The organism is Stenotrophomonas sp. 610A2 (genome assembly GCF_030549615.1).
Taxonomy (GTDB): domain Bacteria; phylum Pseudomonadota; class Gammaproteobacteria; order Xanthomonadales; family Xanthomonadaceae; genus Stenotrophomonas; species Stenotrophomonas pigmentata.
The window spans coordinates 858,318-879,157 of the sequence record NZ_CP130832.1; the positions used below are offsets into that span (position 1 = coordinate 858,318).

Genomic DNA, 20,840 nt, shown 5'->3' on the forward strand with positions numbered 1-20,840 from the left:
CTGCCAGGCCGGATTCTGGGTGCGCTGGGGCACTTCTGCACTTCACTTCTTGTCGCAGTTTAGCGATTTGCTAGAGGGACGAGTGAGAAGATACTTGTCCCGTTTCATTATTGACGTGGCGTGGCGTGGCGCCGCTAGTCGTAACTTGTCCGGGGTGGAGTTTGAGTAGCCTAATTGTAACTAAAAAAAGTGATCGCCTTCATCTGGCAGATATTATTGGGCTGATTGTATGCGCCTCGATTATCTCTGTTTATTTCTATCACCCTTTTTATTTCGGGGATGAATTAACGGCGTTCTTCCGCGATCCTGAGACGCGTACTTTTTCAAATGTTTTTTTTGACTTTAGTACTTATAAGCCGCGCCTGATCTTCAATGCTTTGTGGGCCGCGTATGGCGCCTGCGACGTCTCACGTATTGTTCCGATGCTTGCCAATCTGCTTTTCTTGTGGGGCGGTGCATGTGTGCTTTATGCCATTTGCAGGAATAAATTTTCAGCTTCGAGAGTGACTTCGCTTCTTTCGGCGATCGTTTATATAACGGGGCGATTTGGTTTGATGTTGCACTTCGACTATCTGTCGGGAAACATTGAGACCCTTAGTGCGCTTTTATTTTTTGTGTCCATTTACTTCTCTCTCGGTTTTGTCGGTGAAGATTCGGGGCGGCCGGCTCATTTGGTCGTTATAGTTCTTGCCGCAACTGCCATGGTGTTTGTTCACGAGAGATATATCGTTGCCGCATTGGTGCTGGGTTCAATGGTGGCATTGAGCGCACTCCGTGCCAAGCGGTATAAGTACCTGGTGTTCATTACGGGTATTTTCATAGCACTGTTCCCCGGTGGCGTTTTCTTTATTGCTGGAAAACTGCTCACTTCAATGGCGATATCTACCGGCACTGCGGGACAGCCGATTTCTGTCGGCATCGATACGTTTACGATATTCGCCCGCTATCTGTGCAATGTTTTGTTCGGAACAAATTTCGGGTTGCCTTGGTTTGTCGGCGGATTGAGCATCGATGAGGGCATTGGTCGGTATCTTATACCTGCGTTAGCCACGATCCTCATCTTTGCGTGGGTAAATGTAATCGCGTTCAGGCGGGACGTACGCTGGCTACGCGTGATGCTTTTGTTTGGATTGGTGCTTGCGTTGATTGCTGTGGCTGCGTTACCTGGTGCCGATAAGCAGGAGTCGCGTTGGATGTTCCCTGTGGCAGCGTTGCTTTGTCTGTTGGTAGTCTCGATTGGTCGGGCCAAGGGCGTTAATTTAATACTGTCGGTGTTTCTGTTTGCCAACGCAGTTTACTATTTCACGGGCTCATACAAGAGCATATTCAATGTGGAGTCGTCAATTGAGGCGAAGGCATTTGGCGAAGCCTTCTCTCAAGTTGACTGGGTGGGCAGTCCTGGCGTTTTACTTGATGCGCCAGAGCCGCAGGCGAGCTGGTGGTTGGGCGGCGATACTATCCTAGGGAATGATGGGAAAAGCGGTTTGGTTTTTTGCCGTGCAAATTTCGAGATCGAATCCGCGTGTATGTTTCCCCCATCCGCTGCAGTAGGGGGCGTTGAACGATTTTCTTTTGGTTTGAAATTTGAGCGACATGGATCGGACGCCGAAGATGGGCCAGTTTTTTCATTCATTGGTAAAGACGAGCTTATCGCTGATGAAAGACTCAATCAGGCAATAGTTGATGCTGTAAGCCGTAGCGAGTCTTCACCGTCAGCTGTGCTGGAGATCAACCCATCTTTGATAGATGCATGCAAGTCGGGTGGCTCTGCCGAGAACGTGGTGGTGAACTGGTCGGTAGCGGATGGTTCTGTAGGCGCGATTACCATTTGGTTGGTGCCGACAGGTGCGGACCCCGTATTGTTCTCTACTGGTGGATCAGTTGGCGTCGCAGAGACTGGTAGGTGGGTCGACTCAGAGATTTCCTTCGTCATGATGGACTCGGGGACGAAAAAAATGCTCGGCGCCAAGACAGTTAAGCGAAGAGAGTGTCCTTGACTTTTTTATCCCGTAATTGAAGCAATCCGCTTTGATTTTGATTGTCGGAAATGGTTTTTGATTTTTTCTGATTACATGTCGAGAGAAAAACAGATCGGGTCGATGACCATATTCCGGTTACTAATAAAAAGGGGTCCTTAGGGACCCCTTTTACATTACTCAATTTGCTGGAAGCACCTGAGCTTGCCACTGATCGTAGCCAATTCCCTGCCAAGGCATGCCTCGATCGAATGTGTAGCGCCAAGGGTAAACTGGTGTTCCATCGAACTTAGACTTGATGTCACGCACGTTCGCTACCTGTTTGCCTGGGTTGCCAACAATGACGGCTTCGGCCGGAACGTCGGAGCGTACCAGAGAGGACGCTCCGACCAATGCGTCCTTGCCAACGGTGACGCCCGGTAGAACCACCGACATGGTTGCGACTACGGCGAACTCCTCAATGGTGACTCCGACGAGCGTGTTTGATGGCGGGTGCGGGTCGTTGGTAAGGACGACGTAGGGAAAGATCCAGACATAGTCCTTGATTGTGCTCATGTGACCAACATGGACATTGCTGTGCAGGCGAACATAGTTGCCAATCTTGCAATGTCCTTGTATGTCGGACAGCGTGCCGATTCTGACGTGATGCCCGATGTCGGCCTGTTCTCGTATTGTTACGCGATGGCCGGTTTCAAAATGGTCGCCGAAGCTACTGCCGGCATAGATGATAGTTCCGGAGCGGATCAATGAATTCTTGCCGATTGACAGCTTCGGGTTGACATACGCATCGCGCTGGCTATGAATCGCTACGTTCGGCTCGCCAATGATGCAGTCTGGGCCGATGAACGTGCCATCACCGATCTCGACGTTGTCGTAGACAATCGTACGCGCACCAACCGTCACATTTTCCCCAAGCGTGACGTTGTCACCGATGATGGCAGTGGGGTGGATTCCAAAATAGTTCTTCATTTCTCTGTCCATGGGTGCTGGAGATGTTTCCGTGCGCTAGGGCACAGTGGCGTGGGGCGTTGTTTCTGACGCTTCTCGCATGCTTGCAGCGGCATTGCTGTGCTGCTCTATCTGCGATTGTTGTTACTGTCTCCTTGCTTTAAAACCAGTTTGGTCAGCAGGTAGGTAAGTGGAAGGGTTGCGCAGATAGAGATGAACGGTGCGAGTCTGCTATCAATTCCATAACGTGTTATCGACAGCTCCAGCAGCCATGCGCCGATTGTGTAAGTAATGAGGTAGACGACCGGGAATAGAATGATCTTGCGCAGACTGTGTTGGGTACGAAAGACGAACTTGGTGTTGATCAGGTAGCTCAACAGTATTCCCGCAAGGAAGCTTATTGCATACGCCAGGCGATATTCGACAATCAGCAATAGCAGCCAATACAGAACGAAGGTACTGCCTGTGTTGAGAGCACCACCAACCAAAAATCGAGTGATGGTTGGTAAGGATTCGCGCAGGTTCACGCCTTGGCCGCAGCGGTCAGTGCAATGAATTCATCATAGTGTCGTATGTATTCATCCGAGTCATATCCTTCGGACGCGAATACAAGAAGCACAGCGCCGGGGGAGTACTGATACTGAGTGCCCCAGATCATCGGAGGCAGGTGTAGGCCAACACTCGGAGAATCCAGCGAAAATTCTTCGCGACGCGTGCCGTCGTCTGCAAGAACCCGGACACTACCCTTTACACAGATCAGGAACTGGTGGCAGATGCGATGTGCATGCTCACCTCTTGTTTCTTGGCTGGGTACATCGAAGACCAGGAAGTAGCGTTTGGGCTGGAACGGTAGATCCTTGGAGAACTCGCCAACCGACAATGCGCCGCGAAGATCCTGATAACGCGGCATTTTATGCAGCATCACGCCTGATACGCTGCTGTGAATGGTTTCATCGCTGGAAACGGCGGTTGGTCGAGACAGGGTCTTGCCGTCGGTGACGTAGCCTACGATCCTGGCAGGGTTACCCACCACAATTGCATTGGGCGGCACGGAGCGCGTGATGACCGCGCCTGCGCCTACCATGGCGCCGCTGCCAATCCGCACGCCAGGCAGCAATGTGGAGTTTGCGCCGATGGATGCACCGGCTTCGACAATGGTTTCCGGGTAGGCATCCAAGTGCTGACCCGCGCGGGGAAAGCGATCATTTGTGAATGTCGCATTCGGGCCGACGAACACATCGTCAGCCAAGCGCACGCCGTCCCACAGCTGAACCCCAGACTTGATGGTGACGCGGTTGCCAATGACTACGTTACCTTCGACGAATACCCCGTCACAGATATTGCAGTTCTCTCCAATTACTGCGCCCGGAAGCACGTGGACGAAAGCCCATATCTTGGTTCCGCCACCGATGGCATCGGACTCGCAAAGGGCGTTGGGGTGGCAGTAGAAACTCATGAATGACGTTCCTGGAATGTCTCGTGCGATTGCAGAATGGAAAGTGGACGTGCTTTTGTGTTCTCGAAGGTCCGCCATGCATACGCGCCGACGACGCCGAGGCCGAGTGAGTTGAGAGCGCCAAAGAACAAGATGGTCACCATCGTGCCGGCGTAACCAGGCACGGAAACCAGGCCCGACAGTTTGGCTGCAAGGATGAGGATGGAGAGGCAAACCGCTGCGATCAGTGCCAGCATTCCGATGCCCATCAGCAGGCGTACCGGCAGGTCGGTGAATGCGAACACGCTGTCTGATAGGTAGCGCAGCTTTTTCTTCAGCGTCCAGGCGCTTTTGCCATGCTCGCGACGTAAGCGCTGGTAAGGGACGAATGCACGTCGCCCTCCCAGCCAGAACAGTTGTGCGAGCAGGCTGGTGTTGCTCTCTTTGAGCGTCAGCAGACGATCACGCATATCTGAGGTCAGCGCGAAGATGTCCACTCCACCTTTTGGAATATCGGGCATCACAAAGCGGCGATAGAGCGACCAGAATGTTCCTGAGGCCAGCTTCGACAGGCCTGGATCCTCTCGCGATTCACGCACGCCCATGGCTATATCTCTGTCGCCCGATGAGAGGGCGCGAAACAGGTCGATCACCAGCGCGGGTGGCTCCTGCAGGTCGGCGGCCATCACTGCGATGATCGAGCTCTTCGCATGTTCCAAACCAACGCGGATAGCTGAGAACGCGCCAAAATTTCGGGACAACGCGATCAGTTGTGCATCGAACCCAGCGGAAGGAAGCTGCTCGCGTAAGCGTGAATAGCTCAGGTCTGGGCTGCCATCAACGACGAATAGTGCCTCGAACGGGACTCCAACTTTTTCCTTGATCGAAGCAAGGGCGGCGATCAAGGGTGTGATTGAACCTTCGTTGCCGTAAACCGGGACAACGACCGTCAGCGAGGGACTCAAAAGCGGTTGCATGCGTCGATGACTCGATCGATTTCGGAATCCGTCAGTTCGGGAAAGCATGGCAGGGTGAGCACGACGCTGCAGTCCAACTCGGTCTGCGGTAATGCGATATGGTTGAAACGGCCCGAGTGGCAGGGCTGTTTGTGGTCCGCAATAGGGTAATGCACATCGGTTTGGATGCCGTTGTCGCTCAGATGTTGCTGCAGTGCTGAGCGTGCATCGGTGCGGATGACATACAGGTGGGCAACATACTCCTGCCCGCCACTGGTACTGGTTTGAATCCTCGGATTGGAGATGCCGGCTTTATAGCGTTCGGCGACGTTCCGGCGGTTCTGGTTCCACTGGTCCAGATGCGGAAGCATCAGTAGCAGCATGCTGGCCTGGATCTCATCCAGTCGGCTGTTACGTCCGCCCGCTATGCCATTGGTGTATTTTTGTGTCCAGCCGTACTGGCGTAGCATGCCTACGCGATCGGCAAGGTCAGCGCGGCCGGTGACCACTGCCCCCCCATCGCCCAGTGCTCCGAGGTTCTTGGTGGGGTAGAAGCTGAAACTGGCGATGTCGCCGAAGGAACCGGCCATGCCGTTGCCGTTGCGGGCACCATGCGCCTGCGCGCAGTCTTCCACCAAACTCACGCCATATGCCTTGCATAGAGCGGCGATGGTTTCGATGTCGGCCAACTGACCATAGAGATGGGTAACGATGACTGCCTTGATGCCACCGCTGGCCAGTGCCACTTCCAACTTGGCCGGGTCCATGGTCGCGTTATCGGCGGTGATGTCGATGAAAACCGGTTCCGCGCCGCAGGCCAATACAGCCGAGGTACCGTACATCGCCGCATTGGCTACAACCGCAACGCGGTCCTCGCTGCTGACGTGCAGTGCACGCAGCGAAAGCTCCAGTGCATCGGTGCCATTGGCGACGCTGATGCAATGCTCGACGCCACAATACGTGGCGAAGGCGGATTCGAAAGCGCGTACATTTGGGCCGAGCACGTAATAGCCGCTTCCGACTACTTCGGTGGCGGCCGCCCCCAGTGCATCCTTCAGCGGTTCGATGTGACGGGAAAGGGAATTGACAGGAATGGCTTCAAGCGTCATTGAATTGGTTTCTGCGGTGGCTGAAGCCATTGGAAGCTAGGTTCCAAGCATGCTTCTTGTGGAGGCAACGGCAGTAAGATACCGGCGCTGGCAAATGGACGGCCTGATTGTAACCATTCCTGATGTATTTGCTTCAGAGGCATTCAGACCGCCCCGGGCCTTCAGTATTGACCAGTTGGACTTGGGATGTTGGGTCGGAGTCGCGTGTTCGGCAGGGTCCAGATGCCGATTTTCCCTAGCCTAGCAAGCTGCGGTGGTGCGTTGGGTTGGCTGGTCGCTCCCAGTCCATATGGGCGCAATGTTCATTGGTACAGACGTACATCTGTTTAGGTCCGATGGACAGCACTTCGCCGGACAGCAGGATCACGGCGACTGAGACAGATCGGCTAGTGGCAGAGGGCGCGGGCATGCTTCTGGCTGGCGTTACCCGACCTAGTGCGGGAGGCAGCCACATGGGCATTCGTGGCAGTGGGTTTTAGCCAGTCAGTGAGCCGCCACCTCGCAGAGGTGGCGGCCTTTGCTGCTACAAAGCAGCTTCCAGCTCAGGCAACAAGGTGAACAGATCCCCGACCAAACCGATATCAGCGATCTCAAAGATCGGCGCATCGCCGTCCTTGTTGATGGCGACGATGGTGCCGGCGTCCTTGATGCCGGTCAGGTGCTGGATGGCGCCGGAGATGCCTACGGCGATATACAGCTCAGGGGCGATGATCTTGCCGGTCTGGCCGACCTGCATGTCGCTGGGCACATAGCCTGCGTCCACCGCGGCGCGCGAGGCGCCAACGCCCGCACCGAGCTTGTCGGCCAGCGCGTAGATCACCTTGAAGTTCTCTTCCGAACCGACGCCACGGCCACCGGAGACCACGCGCTTGGCGCTCTGCAGGTCCGGGCGGTCGCTCTTGCCAGCGGCAAGGCCGATGAAGCGGGTGTGGCCCGGCAGGGCGGCATCGACGCTCAGAGCCTCGACCGGGGCGTTGTTGCCCTTGGCCGCCTCCTGCCAGGAGGCGGCGCGTACGGTGGCGACGACGACCTGGTCGGCGGGCACCTCGACGGTGATGATCGCGTTGCCTGCGTAGATCGGGCGCTTGAAGGTATGTGCGCCTTCGACCGACATCAGGTCGGAGACCTGGTTGACGCCGAGCAGGGCGGCCACGGCCGGCATTACATCCTTGCCGGTGGTGGTCGACGGGCCGAATACATGGCTGTAACCGGCAGCGGCCTTGGCGATCTGCGGTGCCTGTACCTGTGCCAGGGCGTGTTCATTGGCCGGGTTGGCGATGGTAAGCACCTTGCTGACGCCGGCAATCTGCGCAGCTTCGGCTGCGACGGCGGCCGGGTCGGCGGCCAGTACCAGCACGTGGATGTCGCCGCCCACTGCGGTTGCTGCCGACACCGTCTTGGCGACGGCGCTGTTGAGCTTGCCGTCCAGGTGTTCGGCGATGACGAGAATCTTGGCCATTACAGCAACCCCTTCTGCTTAAGTGCGGCTACCAGTTCGGCAGCATCCTTCACCATCACGCCCTTGCTGCGCTTGGACGGCGCGGCGTACTGGGTGGTCTTGAACGTGTCGGCGGCTTCAACACCGAGGTCGGCCAGCTGCAGGGTTTCCAGCGGCTTGGCCTTGGCCTTCATGATGTCCGGCAGCTTGATGAAGCGCGGCTCGTTCAGGCGCAGATCGGTGGTGATTACCGCCGGCAGGTCGACTTCCAGCGTTTCCAGGCCGGCGTCGACTTCACGGGTGACCGTGGCCTTGCCGTCGGCGATCTCGACCTTGGAGGCAAAGGTGGCCTGCGGACGTGCCCACAGCGTGGCCAACATCTGGCCGGTCTGGTTGGCATCGTCATCGATGGCCTGCTTGCCGAGGATGACCAGGTCGGGCTGTTCCTTCTCGACCAGCTTGAGCAGGGTGCGGGCGGCGGTCAGTGGCTGGATGGCCTGGTCGGTGACCACGTGGATGGCACGGTTGGCGCCCATGGCCAGGCCGTTGCGCAGGTGCGCCTGGGCATCGGCCGGGGCGATCGTGGCGACCACCACTTCCGTGGCGATACCCTTGTCGCGCAGGCGCAGGGCTTCTTCCAGGGCGATCTCATCGAACGGGTTGGGCGAGAGCTTGACGCCATCGGTGACCACGCCGGAACCATCCGGCTTGACTTGAATGCGGACGTTGTAGTCCACCACGCGCTTGTACGCGACGAGGATTTTCATGTGCTGCGGGGTCCTTCGGTTGCTGATGGTGGGGCGGCGTAGGCCGGGGGACAAATTTTCTCGATTCTAGCTGGGTTGATGGGTCCGTGCGAACGCGTATGGTGGGTCATTGCTTGTCGATATGTCCGGACAAATTGCGGCTATGCGGCTTTAGTTGTCAATGGTGCAGCCCATTAATCGTTGGCGTTATATCCTTGCGGCTATTGTTCGCTGCTCAGGCAGCCGTAAATCGGAGAATCAACGCGTGACCACATGGCTTGTGACCGGCGGCGCCGGCTTTATAGGCGGCAATTTCGTATTGGAAGCGGTAGCGAAGGGCATCCGCATCATCAATCTGGATGCGCTGACCTACGCTGGCAACCTGAAGACGCTGGACAGCCTGGAAGGCAATGCGAGCCACGTATTCGCTCACGGTGACATCGGCGACCGCGAGCTGGTGGCAGGCCTGTTGGCGGAGCATCGCCCTGATGCAGTCCTGAACTTTGCCGCCGAGAGCCATGTGGATCGCTCGATCGACGGCCCGGGTGCGTTCATCCAGACCAACGTGGTCGGAACCCTCGGCTTGCTGGAAGCTGTGCGCGACTACTGGAAGGCGTTGCCGGCGGACAGGGCCGATGCTTTCCGCTTCCTGCATGTGTCCACCGACGAGGTCTACGGCACGCTGGGCGAGACCGGTAAGTTCACCGAAACCACGCCATATGCGCCGAACTCCCCGTACTCGGCCTCCAAGGCAGCCTCCGACCATCTGGTACGTGCTTTCCATCACACCTACGGTCTACCGGTGCTGACCACCAACTGTTCCAACAACTACGGTCCGTATCACTTCCCGGAAAAATTGATTCCCCTGGTCATCGCCAAGGCATTGGCGGGCGAAGCGCTGCCGGTGTACGGCGACGGTAAGCAGGTCCGCGATTGGTTGTTTGTCGCCGATCATTGCGAGGCGATCCGCACCGTACTGGCGAAGGGCCGGGTCGGTGAGACCTACAACGTTGGCGGTAACTCCGAAAAGCAGAACATCGAGGTGGTGCAGGCCATCTGCGCGCTGCTGGATGCGCGCCGTCCGCGAGCCGATGGCAAGCCGCGCACCGAGCAGATCACCTATGTGACCGATCGCCCCGGCCATGATCGCCGCTATGCAATCGATGCTTCCAAGCTCAAGGACGAACTGGGTTGGGAGCCGAAGCACACCTTCGAGCAGGGCATCGCCTTCACCGTGGACTGGTACCTGGACAACCAGCAATGGGTGAATGGCGTGCTGGATGGCAGCTATCGCCTGCAGCGCATCGGTACCGACGCCTGATCTCGACGATCTCGTGCCCGCGCGGATGCGTGGGCCAACAAGGAAACTACCATGACGCAACGTAAGGGCATCATTCTGGCTGGTGGCTCGGGTACGCGCCTGTATCCGATCACCAAGGGCGTCAGCAAGCAGTTGCTGCCGGTCTACGACAAGCCCATGATCTATTACCCGTTGAGCGTGCTGATGCTGGCGGGTATCCGTGAAGTACTGATCATCAACACGCCGCACGAACAAGCGTTGTTCCAGCAGTTGCTGGGCGATGGTTCGCAGTGGGGGATGGATATCCAGTACGCCGTGCAGCCCAGTCCGGATGGTTTGGCGCAGGCGTATCTGATCGGCCGTGATTTTGTTGGAGGCAAACCCAGCTGCCTGGTACTGGGTGACAACATTTTCCACGGCACAGGACTGCGTGAGGTCCTCAAGCGTGCTGATGCGCGCGATAAGGGTGCGACGGTGTTCGGCTATTGGGTCAATGATCCTGAGCGCTATGGCGTGGCCGAGTTCAACAAAGATGGCAAGGTTATCGGTCTGGTTGAAAAGCCGGCCGAACCACGCTCCAACTACGCAGTGACCGGGCTGTATTTCTACGATGGCAATGCCAGTGACTATGCCGCAGCTTTGAAGCCCTCGCCACGCGGAGAGCTGGAGATCACCGATCTCAATCAGCGGTACCTGGACGAAGGCACGTTGCAACTCGAGCCGCTCGGCCGTGGCTATGCATGGTTGGATACGGGTACGCACCAGTCATTGCTGGAAGCCTCCAATTTCATCGAAACCATCCAGACCCGTCAGGGCTTGCAGGTCTGCTGCCCCGAAGAAATTGCTTATGGCCAAGGCTGGATTACTGCAGAGCAGCTCGAGGCACTGGCAGCACCGTTGTCAAAGAACGGCTATGGACAGTACCTGCAAAAGTTGATTCAGCGAGGCATCGTTCCGTGAAAGTGATTGAAACGGCCATGCCGGGCTGTGCGGTCATCGAGCCAGCGGTGTTTGGTGACGATCGTGGTTTTTTCTTCGAGACTTGGAACGCAGAGCGTTTCGAGGTGCTGGGTCTGCCCGGAAAGTTTGTTCAGAGCAATATTTCCGCTTCGAGCGGCGGAGTGCTGCGTGGTTTGCACTATCAATGGCCGCGTCCGCAGGGCAAGCTGGTCAGCGTGCTGGAAGGTGAGGTGTATGACGTGGCGGTGGATATACGCCGTGGATCACCGACGTTCGGTCAGTGGGAGGCCGTGATCCTGAGCGCGGAGAACAAGCGTCAGTTCTGGATACCTGAGGGGTTTGCGCACGGTTTTGCAGTGCTCTCGGAGCGAGCTCTGTTCAGCTACTTGTGCACAGACGTCTACGTGAAGGAAGCAGATGCAGGCATCCGCTGGAACGATGCCGACATCGGCGTGGACTGGCCGATCAGCGGACCGACCTTGTCCGCCAAGGATGAGAGCGCGCCGTTCTTGAAGGACATTGCTGAAGATCGCCTGCCGGTTTACGTCCCATGACGCTGCTGGTTTTTGGCGGAAATGGACAGGTAGGGCAGGAGCTGTTGCGTGCGCTTGCGCCACTTGGACCCGTTGTAGCAACCACCCGCAGCGGCAAACTTGCCGACGGTAGCAACTGTGAGGTCGCAGATTTCGATGCCCCTGAAAGCCTGCTCGGGTTGTTGGATCGTCTGCGACCATCGGTAGTGATCAATGCCGCCGCCTACACCGCGGTGGACAAGGCAGAGCAGGAGTCTGAGGCCGCGTTCCGAGCCAATGCTCTTGCGCCCGGCGTGATCGCGCAGTGGTGTGCGGCCCACGGCGTGCCGATGGTGCATTACTCCACTGATTATGTTTTCAATGGGCAGGGCACGGCTCCCTACATTGAAAACGAGGCAACGGCACCGCTGGGCGTCTATGGCAGCAGCAAGCGCGATGGTGAAGATGCGGTGCGTGCCGCTGGTGGCCGCCATCTGATTTTCCGCACCGCGTGGGTGTATGCATCGCACGGCGGCAACTTCCTGCGAACGATGTTGCGCGTAGGCGCCGAGCGCGATGAGTTGCGTGTGGTTGCCGACCAGGTCGGTACGCCGACACCTGCAGCCCTGATTGCAGATGTTACTGCGCAGGCGTTGCAGCATTCCGGGCAGTTGTCCGGGACCTGGCACCTGACGGCATCAGGGCAGACCAGCTGGCATGGCTTTGCTGAGGCAATTTTTGCCGAAGCAGTGGCGATGGGCGTGCTGGCCAAGGCGCCTAGCGTACAGCCGATCTCCAGTGCGGAGTATCCGACACCGGCAAAGCGTCCTGCCTGGTCGGTACTGGATAACAGCAAGCTGCAGCATGACTTCGGAATAGAGCTGCCGGCTTGGCAAGCGGGTTTGCATCAGGTGATGAGCGAAATCGCAAACGGTTGATTTGATCCTGCCATCCTTCGATAGCGTTGAACCAATGCAGCTGAAAAGAAAACCCCGGGTTTCCCCGGGGTTTTTGTTTACAGCCTGTTGGCGATCTCACGCGCGTCCGTAAGTGTCCTCGAAGCGCACGATATCGTCCTCGCCGAGATAGCTGCCCGACTGCACTTCGATGAGTTCAAGCGGCAGCTTGCCGGGGTTGCGCAGACGATGGGTGACGCCGAGCGGGATGTAGGTGCTCTGGTTTTCCGCCAGCAGCAGCACTTCATTGCCGCGGGTGACTTCGGCTGTGCCGCTGACCACGATCCAGTGTTCGGCGCGGTGATGATGCATCTGCAGGCTCAAGGTGCCACCCGGCTTGACGGTGATGCGCTTCACCTGGAAGCGTTCGCCGTTGTCGATGGAGTCGTAGGCGCCCCATGGGCGATAGACCTTGCGGTGCCAAGTGGCCTCGCTGCGGCCATCGGCCTTCAGGCGCGCCACGACATCCTTTACTTCCTGCATGCGGTCGGATTTGCCGACAAGTACCGCATCATCGGTCTCCACCACGATCACATCGTCCAGACCAACCATCGCGATCAGGCGCTCGCCATACGCAAACGTGTCGTGGCAATCGATGGCAATCACGTCGCCGCGATGCGCGTTGCCGTTCGCATCCTGCTCGGAGACATCGCGCAGCGCGGTCCACGAACCGACATCGCTCCAACCGGCATCCAGCGGAACCACGGCAGCATCGATGGTCTTCTCCATCACTGCGTAATCGATGGAATCCGATGGACTGGCCTTGAATGCATCGGCATCGAGACGGATGAAATCACTCTCGCGACGTGCTTTTTCCCAGGAGGCCCGGCAGGCAGCGAGAATCTGCGGTTGCAGGCGCTCGAGTTCCTGCAGGTAGCGTGAGGCGCGGAACAGGAACATGCCGCTGTTCCAGTAATACTCGCCGGAGGCGACATAGTCCTGTGCGGTTGCCAGGTCGGGCTTCTCGACGAAACGTTCGATGGCACGCGCACCTTCGCCGCTGACCGCCTTGATATAGCCGTAGCCGGTTTCCGGTGCGGTTGGCTGGATGCCGAAGGTGACCAGCTTGCCCTGCTCGGCGATATCGGTGGCTTCCAGGATGGCGCGATGGAAATGCGCTACATCACGGATCAGGTGGTCCGAAGGCAGTACCAGCAGCAGCGGATCGGCGCCTTCGCGGCAAGCCTCCAATGCAGCAGCGGCGATGGCCGGTGCGGTATTACGGCCGATCGGTTCCAGCAGGATTGCCGACGGTGTGGTTCCAACCTGCTGCAGCTGCTCGGCAGCGACGAAGCGATGTGCTTCGTTTGCCACCACGATCGGAGCCTGCGTGGCGACATCGGCCACCCGCAGCCACGTGGCTTGCAGCATGCTGTGCTCACCGGCCAATTGCAGGAACTGCTTCGGATAGGCTTCGCGCGATAGCGGCCACAGGCGCGTGCCGGAACCGCCGGAAAGGATGACGGGTAGGATCTGGCTCATGAAGATTCTCAGGCGGTGATCAAGGTGGAAATTTCGGCGGTGCGCTCAGCGAGCAATGCTGCGTCGCCACGGGTTTCAACATTCAATCGCAGCAGTGGCTCGGTGTTCGAGCTGCGCAGATTGAAGCGCCAGTTGCCGAAGTCGGCGCTGATGCCATCGGTGTGATCCAATGCCGGTGAAAGCGCTGCGAAGTACGCCATCACACGGGCGACGGCGGCCTTGGCGTCGGCAACCTTGAAGTTGATTTCACCGCTGCAGGGGAAGCGCGTCATCCGGTCTTCGACCAGTTCAGCCAGTGACAAGCCGCTGCTGGATACCTGCGCTGCAATCAGCAGCCACGGAATCATTCCCGAGTCGGCGTAGGCGAATTCACGGAAGTAGTGATGGGCGCTCATTTCGCCACCGTAGACGGCGTTCTCAGCGCGCATCTTTTCCTTGATGAAGGCATGGCCGCTCTTGCACAACACCGGCGTGCCGCCTGCGGCTTCAACCATCTCGACCGTATTCCAGGTCAGGCGCGGGTCGTGGATGATCTTGCCGCCCGGGTTGCGGGCGAGGATGGCCTGGGCCAGCAGACCGACCAGGTAATAGCCTTCAATGAAGCGGCCGTTGTGGTCGAAGAAGAAGCAGCGGTCGAAGTCGCCGTCCCACGCGATACCGAAGTCAGCACCGTGCTCACGCACCGCCTTGGCGGTGGCTTCGCGGTTCTCCGGCAAGAGTGGATTGGGGATACCGTTGGGGAAGCTGCCATCGGGCTCGTGGCAGATACGCACGAACTCCAGCGGCAGATGCGGCGCCAGCAGGTCGACGATGGCACCAGCGCCGCCGTTGCCGGCATTGACCACCAGCTTCAAGGGCTTGAGCTGGCTGGCATCGATATAGCTGAGCAGGTGCTGGACGTAGGCGCTCTTGTCGTACTGTTCGGATTGGCTGGCGCGCGCAGCCTGCGGCTGTGAATGATCCGCAGCGACTGCATCGGAAATGGCGAACAGGCCTGTGTCCGAGCTGATCGGACGCGCTTGTTCGCGCACCAGCTTCATGCCGTTGTAGTCCATCGGGTTGTGGCTGGCGGTAACCATCACGCCGCCGGCCGCCTGCAGGTGGCCGGTCTGGAAGTAGACCTCTTCGGTGCCGCACAAGCCGATGTCGATGACGTCACGGCCTTCCCCGCGCAAGCCAGCGGCCAGCGCGTCCTGCAGCGCCGGGCTGGTCAGGCGTACGTCATGGCCGAGCACCACCGGCCCCGCGCCGAGTTCGGCAGCCAAGGCCTTGCCGATCTTGCGGGCCATGTCTTCGTTGAGCTCTTCAGGCACGCGGCCGCGGATGTCGTAGGCCTTGAACGCGGGGAGGGGCATGCATGCATCCTGCTGGGTGAAAGATTCCCTAGTTTAGTCCGGTACGCGTTCATTGGCTGTCTGTACGCTGGCTGGCTGTTTCCCCGGAACGCTTGCTGGCCGAAGGTCCAAGGGGGTTGCCCCTGCGGTATGGCTAGAATATGGGCATCTTCAGCACTGTGAGCGTGATGCGATGAGCGATCTCTCCCCGACCCGGCAGCGCGGCAAGGTTTTTGCCAGCGCCGCCGACGCCCTGGCCGGCATCGTGGCCGATGGGCAAACCCTTGCCGTAGGTGGCTTTGGCCTGTGTGGCATCCCCGAGGCACTGATTGCCGCGCTGCGCGACAGCGGAGTCAAGGGTCTGACCGCGATCTCCAACAATGCCGGCGTCGATGGTTTCGGCCTGGGCCAGCTGCTGGAAACCCGCCAGATCAGGAAGATGATTTCCTCTTACGTTGGCGAGAACAAGGAGTTCGAACGCCAGTACCTGGCCGGTGAGCTGGAGCTGGAATTCAACCCGCAGGGCACCCTGGCCGAGCGCCTGCGCGCCGGCGGTGCTGGGATCCCGGCGTTCTTCACCGCTACCGGCTACGGCACCATCGTTGCCGAAGGCAAGGAGACCCGCGAGATCGACGGCAAGCACTACGTGCTGGAAACCGCGCTGAAGGCCGACGTGTCGCTGGTCAAGGCGTGGAAGGCCGACGAGGCCGGCAACCTGCTGTTCCGGAAGACCGCGCGCAACTTCAACCCAGCCTGCGCGATGGCCGGCAAGGTCTGCGTGGTGGAAGTGGAAGAGATCGTGCCGGTGGGCGCCATCGATCCGGACCAGGTGCACCTGCCGGGCATCTACGTCGATCGCATCGTATTGAACGCAACGCCGGAGAAGCGCATCGAACAGCGCACCGTGCGTCAGGAGGGGAACTGAGATGGCCTGGACCCGTGACGAAATGGCACAGCGCGCCGCGCTCGAGCTGACCGATGGTGCCTATGTGAACCTGGGCATCGGCTTGCCGACGCTGGTTGCCAACCACATCCCCGAAGGTGTGGATGTATGGCTGCAGTCCGAAAACGGCCTGCTCGGCATCGGCCCTTTCCCGACTGAAGCGGAAGTGGATGCTGACCTGATCAACGCCGGCAAGCAGACCGTCACCGCGCGCGCTGGTGCCAGCTACTTCGGCAGCCACGACTCGTTCGCGATGATCCGTGGTGGCCACATCAACCTGGCCATCCTCGGCGCGATGCAGGTCACCGACAAGGGTGATCTGGCCAACTGGATGGTGCCGGGCAAGATGGTCAAGGGCATGGGCGGCGCGATGGACCTGGTTGCAGGCGTGCAGCGCGTGGTGGTGCTGATGGAGCACACCGCCAAGAACGGCGAGCACAAGATCCTGGCGGACTGCACGTTGCCGCTGACCGGCGTTGCCGTGGTCGATCGCGTCATCACCGACTTGGCAATCTTCGATGTGACCGCAGATGGACTGGTGCTGGTGGAAGCCGCGCCGGGTGTCAGCGATGAAGAGCTGAAGGAAAAGACCGGCGTGCCGTTCCGGCGTGCCTGAGTGGAAGGGCGGGGCGGTGTGATCGCCCCGCATCCTCATGATGCTGTTTCCTGACTCGTCGGTGCTGGCCGATGTCCAGCACCTGGCGGCCTGGTTGCCATCGGCCCAGGCCGATGCCGTGATGCATGCCTTGCTCACGCAGGTGCCCTGGGAAACCCACCGCATCCGCATGTTTGGCCGCTGGCTGGATTCGCCGCGCCTGAGCTGCTGGATGGGCGATGCCGAGGCCCACTACCGTTACTCGGGCGCGGACTTCGCTCCACATCCTTGGGCGCCTGCAGTGCGGGAGTTACGCGAGCAGCTGCAACTGGGCTGCGATGGCAGCTTCAACAGCGTGCTGCTCAACTGCTACCGAGATGGCCGCGACAGCATGGGCTGGCATAGCGATGACGAGCCGGAACTTGGGCCGACGCCGTTGATCGCCTCGTTGAGCCTGGGTGTTTCGAGACGCTTTCTACTGCGCCGTCGCGATGATCCCGCGCAGAAGGCCGAGTACCTGCTCGGCCATGGTGATCTGCTGCTGATGCGCGGGCATTGCCAGCGCGACTACCAGCATGCGCTGCCCAAGACCGCGCGGGTGTCGGGCGAACGCATCAACCTTACTTTCCGCCAGATCGCAGCTGTGCCGCGTCGCGCTGGCCGCTGAGCAGGGTCCAGCCGATCAGTTCGCTGCTGGTCTTGTGCAACGCGGTTTCGAAGGCGGCAGCGACGCTGCTGATCTCGGCGCTGGTAGCCGGTTCGGCAACGACGAAGGTGCGTGCGGCAACCACGCGCTGGTCCAGGCTGTGGATGAGCTTTGCATTGAGTTCGATGGTGGCGGCCGGCACGTCGCCGCCGCGGTAATCCGATTCGAAGCGGCGCAGGTCGGTGGTCAGCTTGTAGTCCGAGCGGATGCCGGTGGCGATGCGCGCAACCGCGTCGATCTTTCCCGAATCCTCAAAGCCGCGCAGCAATGTGTCTTCCAGGATATCGGTGGCCGGCTGCGACCAGGTCGCGCCACGATAGACCTCCAGTTCGCCCGGCGTTGGCCGCACGTTGATGCGCGGGCTGTCGATTAGGCGGGCGGCGCTGGGCTTGGCGATGGCCAGTTGCCAGCTCACTTGCGGCCACGCCGGATCGGCCTGTACCCGCACCTGTGGCGCGTAGATGGTGGTGGACTGGCGGTCACCGCCGGCCAGTACCGAGCAGCCAGCCAGGGCCAGCAGGCAGGCCGGTGCGAGCAGCTTGATCAGGGGAATGCGCTTCATTTGGGTTCGAACTCCTTCGGGGCGTCGCGACCGAGCAGGTAGCGCGCCGGGTTGTTCTCCAGCCGGTCACTGACCCGGCGCAGGTCGCGGATCAGGCCGCGCAGTTCGGTCAGGGTCGGGCCGAGCTGGGCCAGGCCGTCGTTGGCAAAACTGTTGATGGCCGCGCGGTTCTCGCCAAGGATGGCGTCGGCATTGCCGGCCGCCGAATCGAGCTTGGCCAGGCTGGCATCAAGCTTGTCCATTGTCGCCGGCAGTTCACGCAGCACGTTCTCGTCCAGATTCTTGATGGCGCCGTTGGCCGAACCAAGGGTGACGTTGAGGTTGCGTGCTGCATCGCGGGCTTCCACCAGCAAGGCCTGGGTGCCTTCATCGCGGTCGGCCAGGCCGCCGCTGATGGTTTCCAGATTGGCGAGGGTGGCGGTGATCTTGCGCACGTTCTCATCGCTGAGCAGTTCGTCCATGCGCTCGACCACGCGGTTGGCGACGTCGGTGATGTTCTGCAGGGCCGAGGGCGCGGCGGCGATGGTTGGCACTGGCTCCTTGCTGACGGCGGTGAGCGCGGCAGCCTGCGGCGTGCCGCCGCTGAGCTGGATGATCGACGGACCAGTCAGGCTGGTGATGGCCAGCTTGGCGCGGGTATCGGTCTTCACCGGGGTGGTGGAGTTGAGCCGCAGCTTGGCTACCACCTTGCGCGGGTCATCCGGGGCCAGGGTCAGCTCGGTGATCGAGCCGACCGCGATGCCGTTGTATTGCACCGGGCTGCCGACCGTCAAACCGGTCACCGCTTCGGTGAACACCACCCGGTATTCCTGCCAGGTGCGGTCGGAGGAGTACTTGGCCGCCCATAGTCCAAAGGCGAGCAGGGCAACGCCGATGAGCAGGGTAAAGGCACCGATCAGGACGTAGTTGGCTTTGGTTTCCATATCAAGCGTGCTCGTGCTGGAGGCCGCGCGCGGCGCGGGCGCGGGGGCCGTGGAAGTATTCGCGTATCCACGGATGGTCGAGTTGTTCAATCTCGGGTAACGGGGCGTTGGCGATGACCTTGTTGTCGGCCAGCACCGCGACGCGGTCGCAGATGGCGTAGAGCGTGTCCAGATCGTGGGTGATCAGGAACACGGTCAGGCCCAGCGCTTCCTGCAGGGTCTTGATCAGACGATCGAATGCGGCCGCGCCGATCGGGTCGAGGCCGGCGGTGGGTTCGTCCAGGAATAGCAGGGGCGGGTCCAGCGCCAGCGCACGGGCAAGGCCGGCGCGCTTGCGCATGCCGCCGGAGAGCTGCGAGGGCAGTTTGTTGATGGCGTCGGCGGGCAGGCCGGCCAGCTTCACCTTCAGCAAGGCCAGCTCGTAGTGCCAGCGCTCGCTGAGTTCGGGATGATGCTCCTTCAGCGGCACCTGCACGTTCTCGCCAACCGTCAGCGAGGAGAACAGCGCGCCGTCCTGGAACAGCACGCCGGTATTGCGCTCGATGCGCAGGCGGTCGGCCGGGTTGCCCGAGCGCGCATCCACGCCCAGCACTTCAATCTGCCCGGCGTCGGGCGTGCGCAGGCCAAGGATCGACCGCATCAACACCGATTTGCCGGTGCCCGAGCCGCCGACCACGCCGAGGATCTCGCCACGCCGCACGTCCAGATCCAGGCCATCGTGCACGGTCTGGCTGCCAAAACGATTGAGCAGCCCGCGCACGCGGATGGCCAGATCGTTGCTGTCAGTGGTGGCATCTTCCATCGCGCTCATCGCCTCACCACCCCATGTGCATGAACCACAACGCGGCCAGCGCGTCGAGGATGATGACCAGCGAGATCGTCTGCACCACGCTGGATGTCGTGCGTTCGCCAACCGACTGCGCCGTGCCTTCCACCTTCAGGCCTTCCAGGCAGCCGATCAGCGCGATGATCAGCGCGAACACCGGCGCCTTGGACAGGCCGACCAGCATGTGCCGCACCTCGATGGTGTCGTGCATGCGCGCCAGGTACATCTGCGGCGGGATATCCAGGTCGAACGCGCCCACGGTAACGCCACCTGCCAGGCCGGCGATCATCGCCACGAAGGTCAGCAGCGGCAGCATGATCAGCAGTGCGACCACGCGCGGCAGCACCAGCAGGTCGATCGGGTCCAGGCCCAGGGTCTGGATGGCGTCGATTTCCTCGCGCGCCTTCATCGCACCAATCTGCGCGGTGAAGGCGCTGGCGGTGCGGCCGGCCAGCACGATGGCGGTGAGCAGCACCGCGAATTCGCGCAGGAAGGCGATGGAGACCAGCTCCACCACGTAAATCTCCGCACCGAAGTCGCGCAGGATGGTGGAGCCGAGGAAGGCGATCACCGCGCCCACCAGATACGACAACAGGGCCACCAGCGGCACCGCGTTCAGGCCAACCTCTTCCATCTGGTTGACCGCGGCGGTGAGCCGGAAACGACGGGGCTGGCGGAACAGCCGCGCCAGCTTGGCCAGGTTCTCACCGAGGAAATTGACCAGCACCACGATGTTGCCGGCAATGGCATGTACCGAACGGCCCAGGCGATCCAGGGCCGCCGCCACACCGAAGTCGCGCTGCGGCTTGGGCCGCTCGTCGGCGACTTCCTCGATGGTGCAGACCAGCGCCTGGTGGTCCGCGCGGAACTGCAGCGCATCATCCGCCAGGCCCAGTTTGTGCGCGTAGCGCAGCAACAGCAGTACCCCGGCCGAATCCAGCCGGTCGATGGCGCGTGCATCAATGCCGGTTACAGCGCCGGTCTGGGCATGCAGCACCTCGCTCGAGCGCAGTGCGGTCGCCAAGGTCCAATTGCCGGAAAGCCTGAGCAGGCCATCCGCATCGGGGGGCAGAGTGCAATCGGGCGGTGGAATGTCTTTCATGGTCACCATTGGTTACGGAGAATACCCTGTC

21 protein-coding genes are annotated in these 20,840 nt (G+C 60.1%); 8 read left to right on the plus strand and 13 right to left on the minus strand.

What is annotated here, in order from left to right; genetic code table 11:
- The first annotated feature begins 161 nt into the window (after positions 1–161).
- Positions 162–1,997 (plus strand): hypothetical protein, encoded by a 1,836-nt coding sequence (locus tag Q5Z11_RS03830; RefSeq protein ID WP_303748800.1) that lies wholly within the window; start codon positions 162–164, stop codon positions 1,995–1,997.
- A gap of 159 nt (positions 1,998–2,156) precedes the next feature.
- Here Q5Z11_RS03830 and Q5Z11_RS03835 read toward each other — a convergent pair whose 3' ends face one another.
- The 7 genes from Q5Z11_RS03835 to Q5Z11_RS03865 all read right to left on the minus strand — a co-directional run bounded on the left by Q5Z11_RS03835 (position 2,157) and on the right by Q5Z11_RS03865 (position 8,629).
- Entirely contained in the window at positions 2,157–2,945 is a 789-nt protein-coding gene (locus Q5Z11_RS03835; protein WP_303748801.1) for an acyltransferase, read from the minus strand.
- Positions 2,946–3,052: 107 nt separating this feature from the next.
- Positions 3,053–3,451 (minus strand): GtrA family protein, encoded by a 399-nt coding sequence (locus Q5Z11_RS03840; RefSeq protein ID WP_303748802.1) that lies wholly within the window; start codon positions 3,449–3,451, stop codon positions 3,053–3,055.
- Complete coding sequence (locus Q5Z11_RS03845) at positions 3,448–4,380, minus strand: WxcM-like domain-containing protein (RefSeq protein WP_303748803.1); 933 nt, start codon at positions 4,378–4,380, stop codon at positions 3,448–3,450. Before Q5Z11_RS03845 ends, Q5Z11_RS03840 begins: the two co-directional genes overlap by 4 nt.
- Positions 4,377–5,336, minus strand: coding sequence for a glycosyltransferase family 2 protein (locus Q5Z11_RS03850; RefSeq protein ID WP_303748804.1), 960 nt, complete (start codon positions 5,334–5,336; stop codon positions 4,377–4,379). The genes Q5Z11_RS03845 and Q5Z11_RS03850 overlap by 4 nt, the downstream gene beginning before the upstream one ends.
- Entirely contained in the window at positions 5,321–6,424 is a 1,104-nt protein-coding gene (locus Q5Z11_RS03855; protein ID WP_303748805.1) for a DegT/DnrJ/EryC1/StrS family aminotransferase, read from the minus strand. Before Q5Z11_RS03855 ends, Q5Z11_RS03850 begins: the two co-directional genes overlap by 16 nt.
- Before the next feature lie 523 nt (positions 6,425–6,947).
- Positions 6,948–7,883 carry an electron transfer flavoprotein subunit alpha/FixB family protein gene (locus Q5Z11_RS03860; protein WP_303748806.1) on the minus strand — a complete coding sequence of 312 codons (936 nt, stop codon included), beginning with the start codon at positions 7,881–7,883 and terminating at the stop codon, positions 6,948–6,950.
- A complete protein-coding gene (locus Q5Z11_RS03865; protein WP_296250165.1) occupies positions 7,883–8,629 on the minus strand; it encodes an electron transfer flavoprotein subunit beta/FixA family protein in 747 nt (248 codons plus the stop codon). Before Q5Z11_RS03865 ends, Q5Z11_RS03860 begins: the two co-directional genes overlap by 1 nt.
- A 244-nt stretch (positions 8,630–8,873) precedes the next feature.
- Between Q5Z11_RS03865 and rfbB the strand changes: the two genes are divergently transcribed.
- From rfbB to rfbD, 4 genes are read left to right on the plus strand one after another with little or no spacing between them, the layout of a single operon-like run.
- Positions 8,874–9,929 (plus strand): dTDP-glucose 4,6-dehydratase, encoded by a 1,056-nt coding sequence (gene rfbB / locus Q5Z11_RS03870; RefSeq protein WP_303748807.1) that lies wholly within the window; start codon positions 8,874–8,876, stop codon positions 9,927–9,929.
- A gap of 51 nt (positions 9,930–9,980) precedes the next feature.
- Complete coding sequence (gene rfbA / locus Q5Z11_RS03875) at positions 9,981–10,868, plus strand: glucose-1-phosphate thymidylyltransferase RfbA (protein WP_303748808.1); 888 nt, start codon at positions 9,981–9,983, stop codon at positions 10,866–10,868.
- The gene (gene rfbC, locus Q5Z11_RS03880) at positions 10,865–11,422 is read left to right on the plus strand and encodes a dTDP-4-dehydrorhamnose 3,5-epimerase (RefSeq protein ID WP_303748809.1); all 558 of its coding nucleotides are present in this window, start codon (positions 10,865–10,867) and stop codon (positions 11,420–11,422) included. Before rfbA ends, rfbC begins: the two co-directional genes overlap by 4 nt.
- Positions 11,419–12,318 carry a dTDP-4-dehydrorhamnose reductase gene (rfbD, locus tag Q5Z11_RS03885; RefSeq protein ID WP_303748810.1) on the plus strand — a complete coding sequence of 300 codons (900 nt, stop codon included), beginning with the start codon at positions 11,419–11,421 and terminating at the stop codon, positions 12,316–12,318. The genes rfbC and rfbD overlap by 4 nt, the downstream gene beginning before the upstream one ends.
- Before the next feature lie 96 nt (positions 12,319–12,414).
- Here rfbD and Q5Z11_RS03890 read toward each other — a convergent pair whose 3' ends face one another.
- Together Q5Z11_RS03890 and Q5Z11_RS03895 are read right to left on the minus strand one after the other, a co-directional pair.
- Positions 12,415–13,818, minus strand: a complete 1,404-nt coding sequence (locus tag Q5Z11_RS03890) for a mannose-1-phosphate guanylyltransferase/mannose-6-phosphate isomerase (RefSeq protein ID WP_303748811.1) — start codon at positions 13,816–13,818, stop codon at positions 12,415–12,417.
- An 8-nt stretch (positions 13,819–13,826) separates the two neighbouring features.
- Entirely contained in the window at positions 13,827–15,173 is a 1,347-nt protein-coding gene (locus tag Q5Z11_RS03895) for a phosphohexomutase domain-containing protein (RefSeq protein ID WP_303748812.1), read from the minus strand.
- Between the two features lie 172 nt (positions 15,174–15,345).
- On the opposite strand from Q5Z11_RS03895, the gene Q5Z11_RS03900 reads away from it, so the two are divergent.
- The 3 genes from Q5Z11_RS03900 to Q5Z11_RS03910 are packed head-to-tail and all read left to right on the plus strand — an operon-like array spanning position 15,346 to position 17,357.
- Complete coding sequence (locus Q5Z11_RS03900) at positions 15,346–16,077, plus strand: CoA transferase subunit A (RefSeq protein ID WP_303748813.1); 732 nt, start codon at positions 15,346–15,348, stop codon at positions 16,075–16,077.
- 1 nt (position 16,078) lies between these two features.
- On the plus strand, positions 16,079–16,711 hold the full coding sequence (locus tag Q5Z11_RS03905) for a CoA transferase subunit B (protein ID WP_303748814.1): 633 nt from the start codon (positions 16,079–16,081) through the stop codon (positions 16,709–16,711).
- A gap of 40 nt (positions 16,712–16,751) precedes the next feature.
- Positions 16,752–17,357, plus strand: a complete 606-nt coding sequence (locus Q5Z11_RS03910; protein WP_303749961.1) for an alpha-ketoglutarate-dependent dioxygenase AlkB family protein — start codon at positions 16,752–16,754, stop codon at positions 17,355–17,357.
- On the opposite strand, the gene Q5Z11_RS03915 is transcribed toward Q5Z11_RS03910, so the two are convergent.
- The 4 genes from Q5Z11_RS03915 to Q5Z11_RS03930 are packed head-to-tail and all read right to left on the minus strand — an operon-like array spanning position 17,311 to position 20,809.
- Positions 17,311–17,958, minus strand: coding sequence for an ABC-type transport auxiliary lipoprotein family protein (locus tag Q5Z11_RS03915; RefSeq protein ID WP_303748815.1), 648 nt, complete (start codon positions 17,956–17,958; stop codon positions 17,311–17,313). The genes Q5Z11_RS03910 and Q5Z11_RS03915 overlap by 47 nt on opposite strands.
- Positions 17,955–18,881 carry an MlaD family protein gene (locus Q5Z11_RS03920; RefSeq protein ID WP_303748816.1) on the minus strand — a complete coding sequence of 309 codons (927 nt, stop codon included), beginning with the start codon at positions 18,879–18,881 and terminating at the stop codon, positions 17,955–17,957. The genes Q5Z11_RS03915 and Q5Z11_RS03920 overlap by 4 nt, the downstream gene beginning before the upstream one ends.
- Position 18,882: 1 nt before the next feature.
- Complete coding sequence (locus Q5Z11_RS03925; RefSeq protein ID WP_303748817.1) at positions 18,883–19,692, minus strand: ABC transporter ATP-binding protein; 810 nt, start codon at positions 19,690–19,692, stop codon at positions 18,883–18,885.
- Positions 19,693–19,696: 4 nt separating this feature from the next.
- Positions 19,697–20,809 (minus strand): ABC transporter permease, encoded by a 1,113-nt coding sequence (locus tag Q5Z11_RS03930; protein WP_303748818.1) that lies wholly within the window; start codon positions 20,807–20,809, stop codon positions 19,697–19,699.
- Positions 20,810–20,840: the final 31 nt, after the last annotated feature.

Bases quoted from the DNA above. Each gene is read 5' to 3' on its own strand.
- Q5Z11_RS03835 (WP_303748801.1), bottom strand. From the start codon at position 2,945: ATGAAGAACTATTTTGGAATCCACCCCACTGCCATCATCGGTGACAAC.
- Q5Z11_RS03845 (WP_303748803.1), bottom strand. From the start codon at position 4,380: ATGAGTTTCTACTGCCACCCCAACGCCCTTTGCGAGTCCGATGCCATC.
- Q5Z11_RS03850 (WP_303748804.1), bottom strand. From the start codon at position 5,336: ATGCAACCGCTTTTGAGTCCCTCGCTGACGGTCGTTGTCCCGGTTTAC.
- Q5Z11_RS03855 (WP_303748805.1), bottom strand. From the start codon at position 6,424: ATGACGCTTGAAGCCATTCCTGTCAATTCCCTTTCCCGTCACATCGAA.
- Q5Z11_RS03860 (WP_303748806.1), bottom strand. From the start codon at position 7,883: ATGGCCAAGATTCTCGTCATCGCCGAACACCTGGACGGCAAGCTCAAC.
- Q5Z11_RS03865 (WP_296250165.1), bottom strand. From the start codon at position 8,629: ATGAAAATCCTCGTCGCGTACAAGCGCGTGGTGGACTACAACGTCCGC.
- rfbA (WP_303748808.1), top strand. From the start codon at position 9,981: ATGACGCAACGTAAGGGCATCATTCTGGCTGGTGGCTCGGGTACGCGC.
- rfbD (WP_303748810.1), top strand. From the start codon at position 11,419: ATGACGCTGCTGGTTTTTGGCGGAAATGGACAGGTAGGGCAGGAGCTG.
- Q5Z11_RS03890 (WP_303748811.1), bottom strand. From the start codon at position 13,818: ATGAGCCAGATCCTACCCGTCATCCTTTCCGGCGGTTCCGGCACGCGC.
- Q5Z11_RS03895 (WP_303748812.1), bottom strand. From the start codon at position 15,173: ATGCCCCTCCCCGCGTTCAAGGCCTACGACATCCGCGGCCGCGTGCCT.
- Q5Z11_RS03900 (WP_303748813.1), top strand. From the start codon at position 15,346: ATGAGCGATCTCTCCCCGACCCGGCAGCGCGGCAAGGTTTTTGCCAGC.
- Q5Z11_RS03905 (WP_303748814.1), top strand. From the start codon at position 16,079: ATGGCCTGGACCCGTGACGAAATGGCACAGCGCGCCGCGCTCGAGCTG.
- Q5Z11_RS03910 (WP_303749961.1), top strand. From the start codon at position 16,752: ATGCTGTTTCCTGACTCGTCGGTGCTGGCCGATGTCCAGCACCTGGCG.
- Q5Z11_RS03915 (WP_303748815.1), bottom strand. From the start codon at position 17,958: ATGAAGCGCATTCCCCTGATCAAGCTGCTCGCACCGGCCTGCCTGCTG.
- Q5Z11_RS03920 (WP_303748816.1), bottom strand. From the start codon at position 18,881: ATGGAAACCAAAGCCAACTACGTCCTGATCGGTGCCTTTACCCTGCTC.
- Q5Z11_RS03925 (WP_303748817.1), bottom strand. From the start codon at position 19,692: ATGAGCGCGATGGAAGATGCCACCACTGACAGCAACGATCTGGCCATC.
- Q5Z11_RS03930 (WP_303748818.1), bottom strand. From the start codon at position 20,809: ATGAAAGACATTCCACCGCCCGATTGCACTCTGCCCCCCGATGCGGAT.